Here is a 17,902-nt window from a genome sequence, read left to right as displayed (position 1 = left end):
AAACGGCTGCTATGATAACTGTTTTAGGGCTCGCCACGAAAAACACGACATGAACGACTCCGTTTTTACCCACACCCAGGACCAGCTCAAAGCGCTGGCGCAGAGCGTGCTTGCCTTCGCAAGGGAGCAGGGCGCGACCGATGCCTCGGTCGAGATCAGCGAGGGTAGCGGGCTGTCGGTGTCGGTCCGTCGCGGCCAGATCGAAACGATCGAGCAGAACAAGGACAAGGGCATCGGCGTGACCGTGTACGCCGGCCAGCGCCGCGGCAACGCCAGCACCTCCGATTTCTCGGAAGCTTCGCTCAAGGCGACCGTGGAGGCGGCCTGGAACATCGCCCGCTTCACCGCCGAGGACGACGCGGCCGGCCTGCCCGACGCCGACATGCTGGAGATGAACCCGCGCGACCTGCGCCTGTGCTACCCATGGCAGATATCGACCGAGGAAGCCGTCGAGCTGGCCCAGCGCTGCGAGAACGCCGCCTTCGAGGTCGACCGCCGCATCACCAACAGCGAAGGCGCCAGCGTCTACGTCCAGCAGTCCCACTTCGTCGCTGCCAACACGCGCGGCTTCATGGGCGGCTACCCGTTCTCGCGCCACACGATGTCGATCGCGCCGATCGCCGGCAAGGGCAATAAAATGCAGCGCGACGACTGGTACACCTCGGCGCGCGATCCGAAGAAGCTGGCCAAGCCGGAGGCGGTCGGCCGCTACGCCGCCGAACGCGCGCTGGCGCGCCTGAACGCCCGCAAGCTCGACACCCGCACTTGCCCGGTGCTGTTCGAGGCGCCGCTGGCCGCCGGCCTGCTGGGTGCTTTCGTCCAGGCCGTCTCGGGCGGCTCGCTCTACCGCAAGTCGAGCTTCCTGCTCGATACCCTCGGCAAGCAGGTCTTCCCGAGCCACATCCAGATCATCGAAGACCCGCACGTGATCGGCGAAGTCGGTTCTTCTCCCTTCGACGAAGAGGGCGTGCGCACCGTGCGCCGCAAGGTCATCGACAGCGGCGTCCTGCAGGGCTACTTCCTGTCCTCGTACTCGGCGCGCAAGCTGGGCATGAAGACCACGGGGAATGCCGGCGGCTCGCACAACCTCAGCATCACCTCCGACGACACGAAACTGGCCGACACCTTCGAAGGCATGTTGCGCAAGATGGGCACCGGCCTGCTGGTCACCGAACTGATGGGCCAGGGCGTGAACTACGTCACCGGCGACTACTCGCGCGGCGCCTCGGGCTACTGGGTCGAGAACGGCGTCATCCAGTATCCGGTCGAGGAAATCACGATCGCCGGCAACATGCGCGAGATGTTCCAGCAGATCGTCGGCGTCGGCAACGACGTTTTGGCACGCGGCAATAAATCGACCGGGTCCATCCTGATCGAGAAGATGGTCGTGGCAGGTAACTAAACCCAAGGAACAGCCATGAGCAAATTCGTCCGCATCGACAAGGAAAACAATCCGAAGAAGGCCCAGCTGCTGAACCTCGACCTGGTGGCATCGGTCGAGCTCTCGCCTCAGTCCGACCTGCTCAGTTCAGCCGACGAGAAGCGCGTCTACCTCAGCTGCCTGGCGCATGACAAGACGGTGATCGCCACCGTGCACTTCGACAGCGTCGAGGATGCGCACGCGTGGGTCCAAAAACACTTGGACGTGCAGCTTTAAGCCGCAGCCATGGCTGCCAACAAGACGCTGCCGACCCCGGTGGATGCGCACGCCTGGCTGGCCGCCATCGACGACCCGGTGCGGCGCGCCGACTGCCAGGCCCTGAGCGGCTTGATGGAGCGGATCACGGGCGCGCCGCCGGTCATGTGGGGCGCCAGCATCGTCGGTTTCGGCAGCTACCATTACCGCTATGCCAGCGGGCGCGAAGGCGATGCGCCGCTGGCCGGTTTCGCGCCGCGCAAGGGCGATATCAGCATCTACCTCAGCTGCGACATGGGAGCGCGCGCGGACCTGCTGGCGCAACTCGGCCATCACAAGATGGGCAAGTCCTGCCTGTATGTGCGCAGGCTCGACGAGGTCGACGTGACGGTGCTGGAACAATTGGTGCGCGAGTCCATCGCCGCCACCGAGGCGCTGTACGGCTCCGCGCAGGCCTGAACCCTGTGCGGCTCAGGTCCGGGCCGTCGCCTTATCCACCTTGTGCAGCGCGCGTGCCACGCTGGCGGCCAGTTCGGCCAGCTGGAAGGGCTTGCGCAGCACCATGTCTTCGCCGATCACCTGTTCGATCGCGTGCATGTCGGCGTAACCCGTGGCGATGATGGTCGGGACGTCAGGGAAGGCCAGGCGTGCCTGTTGCACCAGTTCCGCACCCGTCATTCCGGGCATCAGGTAATCGGTGATGATCAGGTCGGGGCGTCCCTGTTCCAGCTCGCGCAGGCCCGCCTCGCCGTCGGAGGCATGCGACACCGTGTAGCCGAGCGCGCCCAGCGATTCGACCATCGAGTCGCGCACAAAATCGTCGTCTTCGACCACCAGGATGTGCGCGCCCGGAAGCGGCGTGGCCGCCAGCGCGGGCGCCGCGGCCGGTGCTTGCGCCGTCCCGCTGCCGGCCGCGCGCAGCCAGATTTCCACCGTCGTGCCGACGCCCTGTTCGCTCAGGATGCGCGCGGCGCCGCCCGATTGCTGGGCCATGCCGTAGACCTGGGACAGGCCGAGACCGGTCCCCTTGCCGACGCCCTTGGTCGTATAAAAGGGTTCGAATACGCGCGCCGCGATTTCGGGCGGCATGCCCGAGCCGTTGTCGGCCACCGCGATGCGTACATACTCTCCCTCTGGCAGCAGGCCGTCCGGCGGCTCGGCGCGGCCGGCCGTGAAGCGCAATTCGCCGCCGCCGTCCATTGCGTCGCGCGCGTTGATGGCGAGATTCAGCAGCGCCATCTCCATCTGGTTGGTGTCGGCCACCACGCTGGCGCCGGCATCGTCGACCTCGAACTGCAGGCGCACGCTCGATCCGAGCGAGGTGGCGACCAGTTCGCGCACGCCTTCGAACAGGGTATGGACGTCGAGCGGGCGCAAATCGAGGCTCTGGTTGCGCGAGAAAGCCAGCAGCTGGCTGGTCAGCTTGCCGCCGCGCTGGCAGGCGCGGCGCGCCACTTCGGCGCGCTGTTTCGCCACCTCGTCCTTCGACAGCAGGAGGATCAGGTCCATGCTGCCCTGCACGACGTTGAGCAGGTTGTTGAAGTCGTGGGCGATGCCGCCGGTGAGGCGGCCGACCGCTTCCAGCTTCTGGAACTGGACCATGGCCTGCTGCACCCGCTCGCGCTCGATCACTTCGTTCATCAGGCGGTCGTTGGCCTGGGCCAGGGCGCGCGTGCGTTCGTCGATGCGCGCTTCCAGGGTTTCGTTCAGGTGGACCAGCGCTTCCTGGCTCTGGCGCAGGCTGGCGGCAGTGCGCTCGCGGTCGAACAACACGTCGCGCGCCTGGTACTGGCGGCGCCGCGCGCGCAGGGCCGAGAGGGCTGCGCTGCGCAGCGTCTGCGCGTTCAGCGGGCGTTCGAGCAGGATCATGTTGCCGAGTTCCCCCAGGCGTTCGCGCGCGCCGTCGGCGGGCAGCCCGACCAGGCGCGTCAGCAGCACCACGAAGGGAAAATCGGACCAGTGCTCCTGGTGCTCGAGCCAGGCAAGCAGGGGCGCGTTGTCCTCGCCCTGCAGCGCTTCCTCGGCGACGATGGCCGCGCCGGCGCCGGCCGCGATCTCGGCGACGAAGCGCGCGAAGCTGGCCACGGTCTCGCAGCGAAAGCCGTCGCGCGTCAGCACCGCGCACATGACCTCGGCGTCGCGTCCGCGCGGCGCGAAGATCAGGATGCGCTCGTCGTGCGGTTCAGTCTTGTCCATGCGGAGTCGGGACCATCATCGGGGTCGTGCCGTGGTAGCTCGGCAGGCCGGTGAGGACGCCTTCGAAGCCTTCAAGCGGCTCGCCGACGCGCACGCCGTCGTGCCCGAGCAGCAGCTCGTGGATGGTCAAGGCGTGGCTCGTGGTGCGGCTCTTGATGACGGTGATCGCGCGGCGCAAGCGGCCGTTCGCCTCGAAGAAGCGCAGCAGCACGGTGGAGTCGGCCAGGTAGCTCAGGTCGACCTCGCTGTGTACTTCGCCGACCAGGCCGTGCTGGCCCAGTACCAGCACCGTGGTTACGCCCTGCTGGTTCAGGTAGGACAGCAGTTCGTGCATCTGCAGGGTCAGGTAGTGTTCGCCCGGCATCGCCTGCAGATAGGCGTTCAGGCTGTCGATGGCGATGAAGGACACGCCGTGCTGTTCGACGGCGTCGCGCAACATCTGGGCAAACTGGCCCGGCGACAGTTCGGCCGGATCGATGTGCTGGATGCGCAGCCGGCCGTTGTCGACGAAGGGACGCAGTTCCATGCCGAGCGAGGCGCTGCGGGCGAAGAAGGTGCCGAGGCCTTCGTCGAACAGGTAGAACGAGGCGGTCTCGCCGCGCTCGAGCGCCGACAGCAGGCAGCGCGCCGACAGGGTAGTCTTGCCGATGCCGGAGGGGCCGACGATCAGGGTATTCGTGCCGCGCACCATGCCGCCGCCGAGCAGCTTGTCGAGCCCTTCCGAACCGGTCGAGCGGATGCTTGGGGTGAAGTCGAGCATGTGTTCGGCAGCGACCAGGCGCGGATACATCGTGATGCCGCCGGTGTCGAGCGCATAGTCGTGGTAGCCGCCGCGGAAGCGGATGCCGCGCATCTTGAGGATGTTGACGCGGCGGCGCTCCTTGCCGAATTCCTTGGCGATCTGCTCGAGGCTGATGACGCCGTGGGCGATGCTGTGCAGGTGCTGGTCCGACGCGGCGGTTTTATCGTCGAGCAGCAGCACGGTGCAGTTGCGCGCGGTGAAGAACTGTTTCAGGGCCAGGATCTGACGCCGGTAGCGCAGCGGGTTCTGGGCCAGCAGGCGCATCTCCGACAGGCTGTCGAAGACCACGCGCACCGGTTTGACAAGGTCGACCTGGTCCATCACGTTGCGGGTCGTTTCGCCCAGTTCGATTTCGGACGGGTGGAACACCGACTGCTGGGCATCGATGTCGAGCGCCGTCTCGCCGGCCAGTTCGAACAGCGACAGCGCCTCGATCGACCAGCCGTGGCTGGCGGCGACGGCTTTCAGTTCCTCGGTGGTTTCGGACAGGGTGATGTACAGGCCATGCTCGCCGCGCGCCTCGCCGTCGAGCAGGAACTGCAGGCCGAGCGTGGTCTTGCCGGCGCCGGGCGAACCTTCGACCAGGTAGACGCGCTGCGGCGTCAGACCACCGCCGAGGATGTCGTCGAGGCCGGCGATGCCGGTCGACATGCGCGGAGGAGGATTGGACTCTGCGGTATGCAGCGCGGGTACGGAATTCATCGAAACGGCCTATCGAGTGGCCGGATTTCCGACCGGGTGTGGGGGCAAGGCCGTCAAATCCGGCATTGCTGATGACGCGATTATAGTGCGATTTGCCGTCGCGACAAGCCCACACACATGCTCTTCAGGACGCCTCGATGCGCGCCAGGCGCTGGCCGTAAATACCCCAGGTGGCGTCGACGCCGTCGACCGTGCCGCGCAGCGCCCAGCCGGTGCCGATCTTCTCGACCGTGATCTCGGTTTCGAGTTCTTTGGCTACCTTCTCGGCCCAGCCGCGGGCCGCGCCCTGGCCCTTGAACAGTTCCTGGCCGTTGTAGATGACGGTGGCGTCGAAGACGGGGGCGGAAAAGATGCTCATGATATGGATTCGTTGATGAGTGAAAAACGCCCCGGCTGGCGGGGCGTTGAGAGCGTTACTTCAGTGCGCGGATCGATTGCAGCACCGGCTGCAGCACCGCCGCACCGAGGCGCGCGCTGCGGGCGCCGTCCCAGCCCACTTGCGGGTCCGGATCGTTGGCGTTGTCCTTGAACGGCAGTTCCAGGGTCAACGACAGGCAGCCGAAGGCGTGCGTGATGTGGGGCGAACCCATGGTCAGCGTCTCTTCGGTGTAAGGCGTCGCGCCGTAGCCATGCACGTCCTGGAAGTCGGGGCTGGCGATCATGAAGTTGTCGGAGAAGCGCTTCTGGGCGGCGGCCTGCTCGGGCGTGAAGTTCGGCAGCGACTCGCTGCCGGCCACGAAGACATACGGCAGGCCTTCGTCGCCGTGCACGTCCAGGCACAGGTCGACGCCGGTTTCATGCATCTTCTGTTTCACGAGGAAGACTTCCGGGCTGCGCTCCATGGTCGGGTTCAGCCATTCGCGGTTCAGGTTGGCGCCGGCGGCATTCGTGCGCAGGTTGCCGCGCACCGAACCGTCCGGATTCATGTTCGGGACCACGTAGAACACGGTCTCGTTTAGCAGCTGGCGTCCGAACGGGTGAGCCGGATCGAGCAGGGCGTCGAGCATGCCTTCGACGAACCATTCGGCCATCGTCTCGCCCGGGTGCTGGCGCGCGATGACCCAGACCTTCTTCTTGCCTTCGGCTGGCTCGCCGATGACCAGCATGTTCAGGTCGCGGCCATCGACGGTCGAACCCAGGTCGACCATGCGCACCTGTTCGCTCATCTGGGCGCGGTCGAGCAGCTCCAGGTGGCGTTCCCACGAGTAGGGCTCGAAGTAGGCGTAGTAGACGCTGTCCATGCCCGGCGTGTGGGTGATCGTCATGACCTGGCCATCGTAGGACGTCGGCACGCGGAACCAGTTGATGCGGTCGTAGCTGCCCATTGCCTGGTAGTCTTCCCAGCCGGCCGGATACGCGGCCTGGCCGGCGTTCAGGAAGCGGATGGTGCAGGGCTGGCCTGCCGCGCCTTGCAGGCGGAAGTAGAACCACTGGATGATGTCGGCGTGCGAATCCTTGCGGATGTTCAGATCGATGGCGTTCGCGCTCGTGGCGTTCACGACCTCGATCGCGCCAGCGTCGAACTGGCTGCTGATCTTGATAGACATGGTGTGTCCTGTAGATTGAAGGCGTAAAGCCGAGATCATACTCGGTTCATGTTGATATTCATATGATAAAACCCCCGTGGAGTCAGCGCGTAGGGTGCGCATTCATGCGCACGCGGACTCACCGCTCGCTTTGTGAACGCGTGGAGTCAGGACTCCACCCTACGAACCGAGATAATCGTAGGGTGGAGTCCCGACTCCACGGGGGTTAAAACCCCGCTCAGCCGCGCAGTCCCCCAAAGCGCTGATAAAACGCCTCATCGGCGGCCGGCGCCCCTTCATCCTCGCGCCTGAGCACCGCATCGATATGCACCTCCGCCTGCGCATACACCAGCAAATAAATCGCCCGCGCCACCGCATACGCATCCGACCCCGGCCACGGATCCGGCAGCAGCTCGATCGGCAGCATCGGATCATGCAGCTGCAATCGCCGGTAAGCGTGAATCAGCAGCGAGCGCACCGCGAACGCATCCGCCGGCCCCAGCGCCGGCCCGGCGCGCAGCAGTTCGAGCAGCGGCGTGAAGCGGGCAATGAAATCGACATAGCTGCGCGCCACGGCCGTCAGGTCCCAGCCTTCGCCGACCAGTTCGCCCAGCGGCCGCGATCCGACCTCCGGCAGCTCGGCCGCGCTCAGCACGAACACTTTGTCGCGCCCGCCTGTGCGGTCCAACGCGTCGAGCAGCCCCTCGGCATCCGCCCCCGGATGCGCCAGCATGCCCGGCCCCAGCATCGCAAAGCCTTCCCACTCGAGTTCCTTGCGCACCGCGGTGCGCAGATCGCCGTCGATGCTGCCGTTCGGCGCCAGCACCAGGGTCCAGCGGCCGTCCCAGTGCAGGCCGGGCGGCGCATAAATGCGGCGGTCGGCGCGCAGGAAGCGCGGCAGCGAGCGCGGCTCGAAAGCGTAGCGGCTGCGCCGGCCTTCGCGGCTGGCGTTCAGCCAGCCTTCCTGCACCAGCCGGAACACGCTGGTGCGCACCAGGCGGTCGGTAACGCCGAGCGGGGCCAGCAACTCGATCAGGCTGCCCAGCCAGACGGCGCCGCCGTGGGGCGCGATGGCGTCGCCCATCACCGTCATCACGAGGGATTTTGAGCGCAATGGCTCAGCGGAAAGTTCCTGCGCGATCCACTCGTTGCTGGTCAGTTGTGTCATGCCGTCCACTTTCAATTTACTTCGCAATATGATTCAAAATTTTGGTGTACATCTCGTTTTCTGTATCGTATTATTGTTGGACGATGTTTGCAATGGGAGACTGACCATGTACGCACAGATGGTGGAAACGGGCCTGAAAAAGGTCCAGACGAATGAAGACATGAGTGCCGAAGAGCAGGCCTTCCAGGCTCGCATCGATGCCGGCGTGAAAATTGAAGCAAAAGACTGGATGCCGGACGCCTACCGCAAGACGCTGGTGCGCCAGATCTCGCAGCACGCGCACTCGGAAATCGTCGGCCAGCTGCCTGAAGGCAACTGGGTGACGCGCGCACCGACGCTGAAACGCAAATCCGTCCTACTGGCCAAGATCCAGGACGAAGCGGGGCACGGCCTGTACCTGTACAGCGCCGCCGAAACCCTGGGCGTGTCGCGCGACGAACTGCTGGCGGCCCTGCACTCGGGCAAGGCCAAGTATTCGAGCATTTTTAATTATCCGACCCTGAGCTGGGCCGACATGGGCGCGATCGGCTGGCTGGTCGACGGCTCCGCGATCATCAACCAGGTGCCGCTCTGCCGCTGCTCGTACGGGCCGTACGCGCGCGCCATGATCCGCGTCTGCAAGGAAGAGTCCTTCCACGCGCGCCAGGGCTACGACATCATGATGAGCCTTGCAAAGGGCACGCCGGAACAGAAGGCGATGGCGCAGGATGCGCTGAACCGCTGGTGGTGGCCTTCCCTGATGATGTTCGGCCCGTCGGACGCCGAGTCGGTCAACAGCGCGCAGTCGAGCAAGTGGCGCATCAAGCTGTTCTCGAACGACGAACTGCGCCAGCGCATGGTCGACCAGACCGTGCCGCAAGCCGAATACCTGGGCCTGACGATCCCCGACCCGGACCTCAAGTGGAACGAAGAAACGGGCCACTACGAATTCGGCGAGATCGACTGGAGCGAATTCCACAACGTCCTCAAGGGCAACGGCCCCTGCAACCGCGAGCGCCTGCGCACCCGCGTAAAAGCCTGGGACGACGGCGAATGGTTCCGCGACGCCCTCGTCGCCCACGCCGACAAGGCCGCAGCTCGCAAAGCCGCTGCGTAGGCCGCAGGATCGTAAGGTGGGCGGGTCTCCCGCCCACGCGTCACGCCCGCATATCGAAACGGTGACCCAACACCGTCACCAACATCCTGAAACACCGGAGACAATCATGAGCAAAGAATGGCCCCTGTGGGAAGTTTTCATCCGCAGCCAGCACGGCCTCGCCCACAAGCACGTCGGCAGCCTGCACGCCCCTGACGCCGAAATGGCCGTCAACAACGCGCGCGACGTCTACACGCGCCGCAACGAAGGCGTCTCGATCTGGGTCGTGCGCGCCCAGGACATCGTGGCCAGCAGCCCCTCCGACAAGGAAGCCCTGTTCGAGCCGGCCAACAGCAAGGTCTACCGCCACCCGACCTTCTTCCCGATGCCGGAAGAAGTCAAAAACCTGTGAGCGCGGCCATGGATGACGCAAAAATCCAGTACCTGCTGCGCCAGGGCGACAACGCCCTGATCCTCTCGCAGCAGCTCAGCCAACTGTGCGGCAAGGGCCCGGCCCTCGAAGAAGACATGGCCCTCACCAACGTCGCGCTCGACCTGCTCGGCCAGACCCGCATGTGGCTGACCTACGCCGGCGAACTCGAGGGACAAGGCCGCGACGAGGACAAGCTCGCCTACCACCGCGACGCCCATGACTTCCGCAACGTGCTGCTGGTCGAGCAGCCGAACGGCAGCTACGCCGAAACGATGGTGCGCCAGTTCCTGTTCGATACCTGGCACTACTTCCTGATGCAGGGCCTGCTGCAATCGAGCGACCCGCGCATCGCCGAGATCGCGGAGAAATCGTTCAAGGAAGTGACCTACCACCTGCGCCGCAGCGGCGACCTGATGGTGCGCCTGGGCGACGGCACGGAGCTCAGCCACCGCAAGATGCAGGCCGCGCTCGACGACCTGTGGATGTACAGCGGCGAAGTCTTCCTCTACGACGAGATCGACAACGCGATGGTCGAGCAGGGCGTGGCGCCCGCAGTGGAGGGCTTGCGCGCCTCCTTCCTCGACCACGTGAACGACATCCTGACCGAGGCGACGTTGACCATGCCGTCGCCGGACGCCTGGATGCAGCGCGGCGGCAAGCAGGGCCGCCACAGCGAGCACCTGGGCTACATCCTGGCCGAGATGCAGTTCCTGCAGCGCGCCTATCCGGGAGCGGAGTGGTAAGGAGATGGCAATGAGCGCCCAGAGCGTCACCCTCGATCAGGTCTGGACTTGGCTCGGCGAGGTGCCCGATCCCGAGATCCCGGTGATCTCGGTGGTCGATCTCGGCATCGTGCGCGACGTCGCCTTCGAGGGCGACGAGTGCGTGGTGACGATCACACCGACCTATTCGGGCTGCCCGGCGATGCAGGTCATCAGCGAAGCCGTGAGCGAGGCGTTGCATGCGCACGGCCTGGAAAAGGTCAAACTGGTGAACCGGTTGTCCCCGGCCTGGACCACCGACTGGATGAGCGAGACCGGCAAGGCGGCTTTAAAAGGCTACGGTATCGCGCCGCCCGTGCAGCAGGCGATCGACATCAGCGGCCTGCGCGGCGGCGTCAAGCGCGGCACTTTTAAAGAGCCGGAGATCGTTTGCCCCAACTGCGGAAGCAAGCACACCCAGCTCACCAGCCAGTTCGGTTCGACTCCCTGCAAGGCTTTGTATAAATGTCTGGACTGCCGCGAACCCTTCGATTACTTCAAGTGTCACTGAGTACACCATGAGCAAATTCTATCCACTCACCGTGGCCAAGGTGAAGCACGAGACGCGCGACGCGGTCGCCGTCACCTTCGCCGTGCCGCCGGAACTGAAATCCACCTTCGCCTACCAGCAGGGCCAGCACCTGACCCTGCGCGCCATGATCGAAGGCGAAGACGTGCGCCGTTCCTATTCGATCTGCTCGGCTGTGCAGGACGAGCAGCTGCGCGTGGCGATCAAGAAGACCCCGGGCGGCCTGTTCTCGAACTGGGCCAACGACAGCCTGAAACCCGGCACCACGCTCGAAGTCATGCCGCCGATGGGCCACTTCAACGTGCCGCTCGATCCAAGCAGCGAACGCCACTACCTGGCTTTCGCGGCCGGCAGCGGCATCACGCCCATCCTGTCGATCATCAAGACCACCCTGCTGGCCGAACCGAAGAGCCGTTTCACCCTCGTCTACGGCAACCGCGCCTCCTCGTCGGTCATCTTCCGCGACGAACTGACGGATCTGAAAGACATCTACATGGGCCGTTTGAAACTGGTCTATGTGATGAGCCGCGAGCAGCAGGACATTGAACTCTTCAACGGCCGCATCACCGGCGAGAAGTGCACGGCCTTCCTGAAAAGCTGGATCAATGCCGAAGACATCGACGTCGCCTTCATCTGCGGCCCGGAAGACATGATGCACGGCGTCTCCAAGTCGCTGCAGGATGCCGGTATGGCCAAGGAAAAGATCCGCATCGAGCTGTTCGCGGCCAGCATTCCGAAGCACGAGCACAAGCCGCGCCCGGTGGCGGAGGGCACGCGCCACCAGACCGAAGTCACCGTGATCATGGACGGCAGCGCCGCCAGTTTTACGATGGACAAGGACAAGGAATCGATCCTGGACGCTGGCCTGCGCGCCGGCATCGACATGCGCTATTCCTGCAAGGGCGGTGTGTGCTCGACCTGCCGCTGCAAGGTCGTCGAAGGCAATGTCGAGATGGACGTGAACTACGCACTCGAAGACTACGAGGTCGCACGCGGCTTCGTCCTGAGCTGCCAGGCGTTCCCGATCACCGATAACGTGATCATCGATTTCGACCAGCACGAATAAATAAAAACGGAGGAGACACCCCATGAGCTACGAATCGATTCAATACCAGGTGGAAGAGGGCGTCGCCGTCCTCACCCTGAACCGCCCCGACCGCCTGAACAGCTTCACGCAAGCCATGCACCTCGAAGTGCGCGACGCGCTGGACAAGCTGCAAGCGGATAAATCCGTCCGCGTGCTGGTGCTGACCGGCGCCGGCCGCGGTTTCTGCGCCGGCCAGGACCTGGGCGACCGCGCCGTCGCACCGGGCGCACCGGGCGTCGACCTGGGCGAATCCGTCGAAAAATTCTATGCGCCGCTGGTGCTCACCCTGCGTAATCTGCCGATGCCGGTCATCTGCGCCGTCAACGGCGTGGCCGCCGGCGCCGGCGCCAACCTGGCGCTGGCCTGCGACATCGTGCTGGCTGCGAAATCGGCGAGCTTCATCGAAGCCTTCTGCAAGCTGGGCCTGATCCCGGACACCGGCGGCACCTGGCATCTGCCGCGCCTGATCGGCATGGCGCGCGCCACGGGTCTCGCCATGCTTGGCGAGAAGCTGAGCGCAGAAAAAGCCGAGCAATGGGGCCTGATCTGGCGCGCCGTCGACGACGATGCGCTCATGCTTGAGGCCATGGCCATGGCCAAGCACTTCGCGACCGCGCCGACCAAAGGGCTCGCCTTTACCAAGAAGGCGCTGCAAGCCAGCTACGCCAACACCCTGCCTGACCAATTGAAACTGGAAGGCGAGATGATGCGCGAACTCGGCTACAGCCACGACTACCGCGAGGGCGTCGCCGCCTTTGTCGCCAAGCGTCCCGCCCAGTTCAAGGGGGAGTGATGGAGGCACTGGCAAAGGACAGCGTCGTTGCCGTCATCGGCAGCGGCGCCATGGGTTCGGGCATTGCCCAGGTGGCGGCCGCCAGCGGCCACCAGGTGCGCCTGTTCGATACGCGCGCAGGCGCGGCGGCGAATGCGATCATCGAGATCGGCAAGGTCTACGCCAAGCTGGTCGAGAAGGGCCGCATGGGCGCGGCCGAAGCCGACCTCGCGCGCGAACGCCTGCAGCCCGTGAACACGCTGGGCGAAGTCAAGGATGCGGCGCTGGTCGTGGAAGCCATCGTCGAGAACCTCGAAGCCAAGCGCAAGCTGTTCGCCGACCTCGAATCCATCGTCGATGCACGCTGCATCCTGGCGACCAACACCTCCTCGATTTCCGTCACCGCGATCGCCGCGCAGCTGCGCCATCCGGAACGCCTGGTCGGCATGCACTTCTTTAATCCGGTGCCGCTGATGGCGCTGGTGGAGGTGATCAGCGGCCTGGCAACAGATAAAGCCGTCGCCGACACCGTCTACGCCACCGCGCAAGCCTGGGGCAAGGACCCGGTGCATGCGAAGTCGACGCCCGGCTTCATCGTCAACCGCGTCGCCCGTCCGTATTACGCCGAAGCGCTGCGCCTGCTGCAGGAAGGCGCAGCCGATGCGCCGACGCTGGACGCCGTCATGCGCGAATGCGGCGGTTTCCGCATGGGCCCTTTCGAGCTGATGGACCTGATCGGCCACGACGTGAATTTCTCGGTCACGCAATCGGTGCACGCCGCCTATTACGGCGACCAGCGCTTTACGCCCTCGGTGCTGCAGCAGGAGCTGGTGAATGCCGGCTTCCTCGGCCGTAAATCCGGACGCGGCTTCTACCGCTACGGCGACGATGCCGTGAAGCCGGTCGTGCAGACCGAGCCGCATGCGGTGCGTCCGCAATCGGTCGGCATCAGCATCGCGCGCGAGGTCACCAGCAGCGTGCTCTCCCCGATGGAAGCGCGCCTGAGCAGCGCCAGCTTCACCGTCGCCCACCGCGAGCCGCTGCAGGGCGCCGAGAAGCACGAAGCGCCGGCCCTGCACACCAACGGCGCTGCGATCTTCCTGACCGACGGCCGCACCGCCACCGAGCGCGCCGCCGACAACAATCACCCGAACACGGTCGTCTACGACCTGCTGTTCGACCATGCGAAAGCCACGCGCATCGCGCTGGCGCGCGCCGACCAGTGCAGCGAAGAGGCTTACCAGTCCGCCGTCGGCCTGTTCCAGGCGGCCGGCTTCCAGGTCACGCGCCTGGACGACGTGCCCGGCATGGCCGTGATGCGCACCGCCGCCATGCTCGCCAACGAAGCGGCCGATGCCGTGAACCAGGGCGTGTGCAGCGCGATCGCCGTCGACATCGCGATGCAGAAGGGCGTGAACTATCCACGCGGGCCGCTGGCTTGGGCCGATACGGTCGGCATCCCTCACATCGTGACCGTGCTGGCGAACCTCGCCGCCACCTACGGCGAAGACCGCTACCGCGTATCGCCCCTGCTGCGCCGCAAGCTCGCCGCCAACCCATTCGGAGCCCGTTTCCATGCACAGTGATCCCCAGGCCCTGGCCGAATTGGCCGGCAAGACCATGTACGAACGCGACCCGGCCAGCCAGGCGCTGGGCATGAAGCTCGACGAAATCCGTCCGGGCTACGCGCGCATGAGCATGCGCGTGCGCGCCGACATGCTCAACGGGCACCAGACCTGCCACGGCGGTTTTACGTTCATGCTGGCCGACAGCGCCTTTGCCTTCGCCTGCAACTCGCACAATTTCAATACGGTCGGCGCAGGCTGCACGATCGACTACCTGGCGCCGGGACGCGAAGGCGACCTCCTGATCGCCGAGGCGGTCGAGCAGGCCCTGTCCGGCAAAACCGGCGTCTACGACGTCACGGTGAAAAACGAAGAGGGGCGCACGATCGCGCTCTTCCGCGGCAAGTCCCATCGCGTGAGCGGGATGGTGACCGACGCCGCGGCTTAAATCCAAAGCTAGAGGAGGCACAACATGGTCCAACGTATTCCATCGCCCGGCGATCTGGAACCGATCGAACGCGCCAGCCGCGACGAGCTGCAGGCGCTGCAACTGGAACGCCTGAAATGGTCGCTGCAGCACGCGTATGAGAACGTGCCGCACTACCGCAAGGCCTTCGATGAAGCCGGCGTGCATCCAGGCGACCTGAAAACCCTGTCCGACCTGGCGAAGTTCCCCTTCACCGAAAAGAAGACCCTGCGCGACAACTACCCGTTCGGCCTGTTCGCGGTGCCGCGCGAGCAGGTGGTGCGCGTGCACGCCTCGTCCGGCACCACCGGACGCCCGACCGTGGTCGGCTACACGCAAAAGGACATCGACACCTGGGCCGACGTGGTGGCGCGCTCGATCCGTGCGGCCGGCGGCCGTCCGGGTGACATGGTGCACGTCGCCTACGGCTACGGCCTGTTCACGGGCGGCCTGGGCGCCCACTACGGCGCCGAGCGCCTGGGCTGCACCGTCATCCCGATGTCGGGCGGGCAGACCGAAAAGCAGGTGCAGCTGATCTGCGATTTCCAGCCCTCGATCATCATGGTCACGCCGTCCTACATGCTCAACATCGTCGAGGAGTTCAAGCGCCAGGGCCTGGATCCGGCTGCTTCGTCGCTGAAGGTCGGCATCTTCGGTGCCGAACCCTGGACCAATGAGATGCGCCGCACCATTGAAACCGAGGCGGGCATCGACGCCGTCGACATCTACGGCCTGTCCGAAGTCATGGGGCCGGGCGTGGCGAGCGAATGCATCGAGAGCAAGGATGGCCCGGTCATCTGGGAAGACCATTTTTATCCCGAGATCATCGACCCGGACACGGGCGAAGTGCTGCCCGACGGCGAAGAGGGAGAGCTGGTCTTTACCTCGCTGTCGAAAGAGGCGCTGCCGATCATCCGCTACCGCACCCGCGACCTGACCCGCCTGCTGCCGCCGACTTCGCGCTCGATGCGCCGCATGGGCAAGATCACGGGCCGTTCGGACGACATGCTGATCATCCGTGGCGTGAACGTATTCCCGAGCCAGATCGAGGAACTCGTGCTCAAGATGCCGGCGCTGGCGCCGCAGTACCAGCTGGTCGTCGCGCGCGACGGCCACCTGGACACGCTGGAAGTCTTCGGCGAGCTGAAGGAAAACACGCACACCCCGGACAGCATCGAAGCCCTGGCCCGCGAACTGCAGCACTGCATCAAGACCTATGTCGGCGTGACCACCAAGGTGACGCTCACGCCGCCGATGGGCATCGAACGCACGATGACCGGCAAAGCCCGGCGCGTGGTCGACAAGCGTCCAAAGAATACATAAGAGGAGACAGACATGAATGACGCATTCATCTGCGACGCCATCCGCACCCCCTTCGGCCGCTATGGCGGTTCGCTGGCGAGCGTGCGCGCCGACGACCTGGCGGCGCTGCCGATCGCCGCCCTCATGGAGCGCAACAAGGACGTCGACTGGGCCATGGTCGACGACCTGTACTGGGGCTGCGCCAACCAGGCCGGCGAAGACAACCGCAACGTCGGCCACATGGCGGGCTTGCTGGCCGGCCTGCCGCCTGAAGTGCCGGGCAATACGATCAACCGCCTGTGCGGCTCCAGTCTGGACGCGGTCGGCATCGGCGCCCGCGCCATCCTGTCGGGCCAGGCCAACCTGATCATCGCCGGCGGTTCCGAGAGCATGACCCGTGCGCCTTTCGTGATGGGCAAGGCCGATACGGCCTTCTCGCGCGCCGCCAAGATCGAGGACACGACCATCGGCTGGCGCTTCGTGAATCCGCTGATGAAGGCAAAATATGGCATCGACTCGATGCCGGAGACGGCCGAGAACGTGGCGAAGGATTTCAACGTGAACCGCGCCGACCAGGACGCTTTTGCGATCCGCAGCCAGCAGCGCTGGGCGCGCGCGCATGCCGCCGGCCTGTTCAAGGACGAGATCGTGCACGTGACGCTGCATAGCAAAAAAGGCGAGTCGCGCGTGTTCGACACCGACGAGCATCCGCGTCCGGACACAACCATCGAAGCGCTGGCCAAGCTGAAGGGCGTCGTATCGCCGGACGGCACCGTCACCGCCGGTAACGCCTCGGGCGTGAACGACGGCGCCTGCGCGCTCTTGATCGCGTCAAGCAGCGCCGCCGAGCGCTTCGGCCTGACGCCGCGCGCCCGCATCATCGGCATGGCCACTGCCGGCCTGCCGCCGAGGATCATGGGTTTTGGCCCGTCGCCGGCGACGAAGAAGGTGCTGGCGCAGACCGGCCTGACGATCGGCCAGATGGACGTGGTCGAGCTGAACGAAGCTTTCGCTGCCCAGGGCCTGGCCGTGATGCGCGACCTCGGCCTGGCCGACGACGCCGAACACGTCAACCCGAACGGCGGCGCGATTGCGCTGGGTCATCCGCTGGGCGCATCGGGCGCACGCCTGGTCACCACCGCTGTCTACCAGTTGCAGCGTACCGGCGGCCGCTACGCACTGTGCACGATGTGCATCGGCGTCGGCCAGGGCATCGCCCTCATCATCGAACGGGTATAAAAAACTATGGTCAAGGTCTATGAAATTGACGGCGTGCGCCCGGTGGTGCACCCGACCAGCTATGTGCACCCGACGGCGGTGCTGATCGGCGACGTGATCGTCGGCCCGCGCTGCTACATCGGCCCGCTGGCCTCGCTGCGCGGCGACTTCGGCCGCCTGATCCTGGAAGAAGGCGCCAACGTCCAGGACTGCTGCGTGATGCACGGCTTCGAGGACGGCGAAACCGTCATCGAAGTCGACGGCCATATCGGCCACGGCGCCGTCCTGCACGGCTGCCGCGTCGGGCGCAACGCCATGGTCGGCATGAACGCCGTCGTCATGGACGGCGCCGTCGTCGGAGCAGAATCGATCGTCGCCGCCATGAGCTTCGTGAAAGCCGGCATGGTCATCCCGCCGCGCAGCATGGTGATGGGCACGCCCGCCAAGGTGATGCGCGAGCTGAAGGACGAAGACGTCAAGTGGAAGAGTTTTGGTACCAAGCAGTACCACCAGCTGACCGAACGCTCCCTGGCCACCATGCGCGAAGTCGAAGCTTTTACCGAGATCGAACCAAACCGCCCGGTCTTCGACTTCAGCGGCACCGGCGGCCACGCACCCAAAAAATAATCTATACGTAGGGTGGGCATTCCATGCCCACGCGGTG

The 17,902-nt window shown here is 65.3% G+C and carries 19 protein-coding genes; 14 read left to right on the top strand and 5 right to left on the bottom strand.

Annotation, left to right across the window (positions count from 1 at the left end):
- Positions 1–49 precede the first annotated feature (49 nt).
- From pmbA to ACFPQ5_RS18910, 3 genes are read left to right on the top strand one after another with little or no spacing between them, the layout of a single operon-like run.
- Entirely contained in the window at positions 50–1,402 is a 1,353-nt protein-coding gene (pmbA, locus tag ACFPQ5_RS18920) for a metalloprotease PmbA (RefSeq protein ID WP_379759307.1), read from the top strand.
- A 15-nt stretch (positions 1,403–1,417) separates the two neighbouring features.
- A complete protein-coding gene (locus ACFPQ5_RS18915) occupies positions 1,418–1,657 on the top strand; it encodes a hypothetical protein (protein WP_379759304.1) in 240 nt (79 codons plus the stop codon).
- Positions 1,658–1,666: 9 nt separating this feature from the next.
- Positions 1,667–2,095 (top strand): DUF1801 domain-containing protein, encoded by a 429-nt coding sequence (locus tag ACFPQ5_RS18910; RefSeq protein WP_379759301.1) that lies wholly within the window; start codon positions 1,667–1,669, stop codon positions 2,093–2,095.
- Positions 2,096–2,107: 12 nt separating this feature from the next.
- Here ACFPQ5_RS18910 and ACFPQ5_RS18905 read toward each other — a convergent pair whose 3' ends face one another.
- From ACFPQ5_RS18905 to paaX, 5 genes are all read right to left on the bottom strand, one after another.
- Positions 2,108–3,832 carry a response regulator gene (locus ACFPQ5_RS18905; RefSeq protein WP_379759298.1) on the bottom strand — a complete coding sequence of 575 codons (1,725 nt, stop codon included), beginning with the start codon at positions 3,830–3,832 and terminating at the stop codon, positions 2,108–2,110.
- A complete protein-coding gene (locus ACFPQ5_RS18900; protein WP_379759295.1) occupies positions 3,819–5,336 on the bottom strand; it encodes an ATPase domain-containing protein in 1,518 nt (505 codons plus the stop codon). The genes ACFPQ5_RS18905 and ACFPQ5_RS18900 overlap by 14 nt, the downstream gene beginning before the upstream one ends.
- 124 nt (positions 5,337–5,460) lie before the next feature.
- The gene (locus ACFPQ5_RS18895) at positions 5,461–5,694 is read right to left on the bottom strand and encodes a hypothetical protein (protein WP_379759292.1); all 234 of its coding nucleotides are present in this window, start codon (positions 5,692–5,694) and stop codon (positions 5,461–5,463) included.
- A 55-nt stretch (positions 5,695–5,749) separates the two neighbouring features.
- Positions 5,750–6,883: a M14 family metallopeptidase gene (locus ACFPQ5_RS18890; protein ID WP_379759289.1), complete on the bottom strand. Its 1,134-nt coding sequence runs from the start codon at positions 6,881–6,883 to the stop codon at positions 5,750–5,752.
- A 217-nt stretch (positions 6,884–7,100) separates the two neighbouring features.
- Positions 7,101–8,030: a phenylacetic acid degradation operon negative regulatory protein PaaX gene (gene paaX / locus ACFPQ5_RS18885; RefSeq protein WP_379759286.1), complete on the bottom strand. Its 930-nt coding sequence runs from the start codon at positions 8,028–8,030 to the stop codon at positions 7,101–7,103.
- Between the two features lie 106 nt (positions 8,031–8,136).
- Between paaX and paaA the strand changes: the two genes are divergently transcribed.
- The 11 genes from paaA (at position 8,137) to ACFPQ5_RS18830 (ending at position 17,865) form a co-directional block, all read left to right on the top strand.
- The gene (paaA, locus tag ACFPQ5_RS18880) at positions 8,137–9,126 is read left to right on the top strand and encodes a 1,2-phenylacetyl-CoA epoxidase subunit PaaA (RefSeq protein WP_379759283.1); all 990 of its coding nucleotides are present in this window, start codon (positions 8,137–8,139) and stop codon (positions 9,124–9,126) included.
- Between the two features lie 106 nt (positions 9,127–9,232).
- Complete coding sequence (gene paaB / locus ACFPQ5_RS18875; RefSeq protein WP_225240117.1) at positions 9,233–9,517, top strand: 1,2-phenylacetyl-CoA epoxidase subunit PaaB; 285 nt, start codon at positions 9,233–9,235, stop codon at positions 9,515–9,517.
- An 8-nt stretch (positions 9,518–9,525) separates the two neighbouring features.
- Positions 9,526–10,281 (top strand): 1,2-phenylacetyl-CoA epoxidase subunit PaaC, encoded by a 756-nt coding sequence (gene paaC / locus ACFPQ5_RS18870; RefSeq protein WP_379759280.1) that lies wholly within the window; start codon positions 9,526–9,528, stop codon positions 10,279–10,281.
- Between the two features lie 10 nt (positions 10,282–10,291).
- Positions 10,292–10,810 (top strand): 1,2-phenylacetyl-CoA epoxidase subunit PaaD, encoded by a 519-nt coding sequence (paaD, locus tag ACFPQ5_RS18865; protein WP_379759277.1) that lies wholly within the window; start codon positions 10,292–10,294, stop codon positions 10,808–10,810.
- A gap of 7 nt (positions 10,811–10,817) precedes the next feature.
- Positions 10,818–11,894: a 1,2-phenylacetyl-CoA epoxidase subunit PaaE gene (gene paaE / locus ACFPQ5_RS18860; RefSeq protein WP_379759274.1), complete on the top strand. Its 1,077-nt coding sequence runs from the start codon at positions 10,818–10,820 to the stop codon at positions 11,892–11,894.
- 22 nt (positions 11,895–11,916) lie between these two features.
- The gene (gene paaG, locus ACFPQ5_RS18855) at positions 11,917–12,708 is read left to right on the top strand and encodes a 2-(1,2-epoxy-1,2-dihydrophenyl)acetyl-CoA isomerase PaaG (RefSeq protein ID WP_379759272.1); all 792 of its coding nucleotides are present in this window, start codon (positions 11,917–11,919) and stop codon (positions 12,706–12,708) included.
- Positions 12,708–14,273 carry a 3-hydroxyacyl-CoA dehydrogenase PaaH gene (paaH, locus tag ACFPQ5_RS18850; RefSeq protein WP_379759269.1) on the top strand — a complete coding sequence of 522 codons (1,566 nt, stop codon included), beginning with the start codon at positions 12,708–12,710 and terminating at the stop codon, positions 14,271–14,273. Before paaG ends, paaH begins: the two co-directional genes overlap by 1 nt.
- Positions 14,263–14,700 carry a hydroxyphenylacetyl-CoA thioesterase PaaI gene (gene paaI, locus ACFPQ5_RS18845; protein ID WP_379759266.1) on the top strand — a complete coding sequence of 146 codons (438 nt, stop codon included), beginning with the start codon at positions 14,263–14,265 and terminating at the stop codon, positions 14,698–14,700. Before paaH ends, paaI begins: the two co-directional genes overlap by 11 nt.
- Positions 14,701–14,724: 24 nt before the next feature.
- Positions 14,725–16,041 carry a phenylacetate--CoA ligase PaaK gene (paaK, locus tag ACFPQ5_RS18840; protein ID WP_379759263.1) on the top strand — a complete coding sequence of 439 codons (1,317 nt, stop codon included), beginning with the start codon at positions 14,725–14,727 and terminating at the stop codon, positions 16,039–16,041.
- A 12-nt stretch (positions 16,042–16,053) separates the two neighbouring features.
- Positions 16,054–17,259: a 3-oxoadipyl-CoA thiolase gene (gene pcaF / locus ACFPQ5_RS18835; RefSeq protein ID WP_379759260.1), complete on the top strand. Its 1,206-nt coding sequence runs from the start codon at positions 16,054–16,056 to the stop codon at positions 17,257–17,259.
- A gap of 6 nt (positions 17,260–17,265) precedes the next feature.
- Positions 17,266–17,865 carry a phenylacetic acid degradation protein PaaY gene (locus ACFPQ5_RS18830; protein ID WP_379759257.1) on the top strand — a complete coding sequence of 200 codons (600 nt, stop codon included), beginning with the start codon at positions 17,266–17,268 and terminating at the stop codon, positions 17,863–17,865.
- Positions 17,866–17,902 lie beyond the last annotated feature (37 nt).

This window comes from Massilia suwonensis (assembly GCF_042655665.1).
Lineage (GTDB): Bacteria > Pseudomonadota > Gammaproteobacteria > Burkholderiales > Burkholderiaceae_D > Telluria > Telluria suwonensis.
Note: the sequence above shows the minus strand (reverse complement) of the source record. Positions and strands in the feature narration are given on the sequence as shown.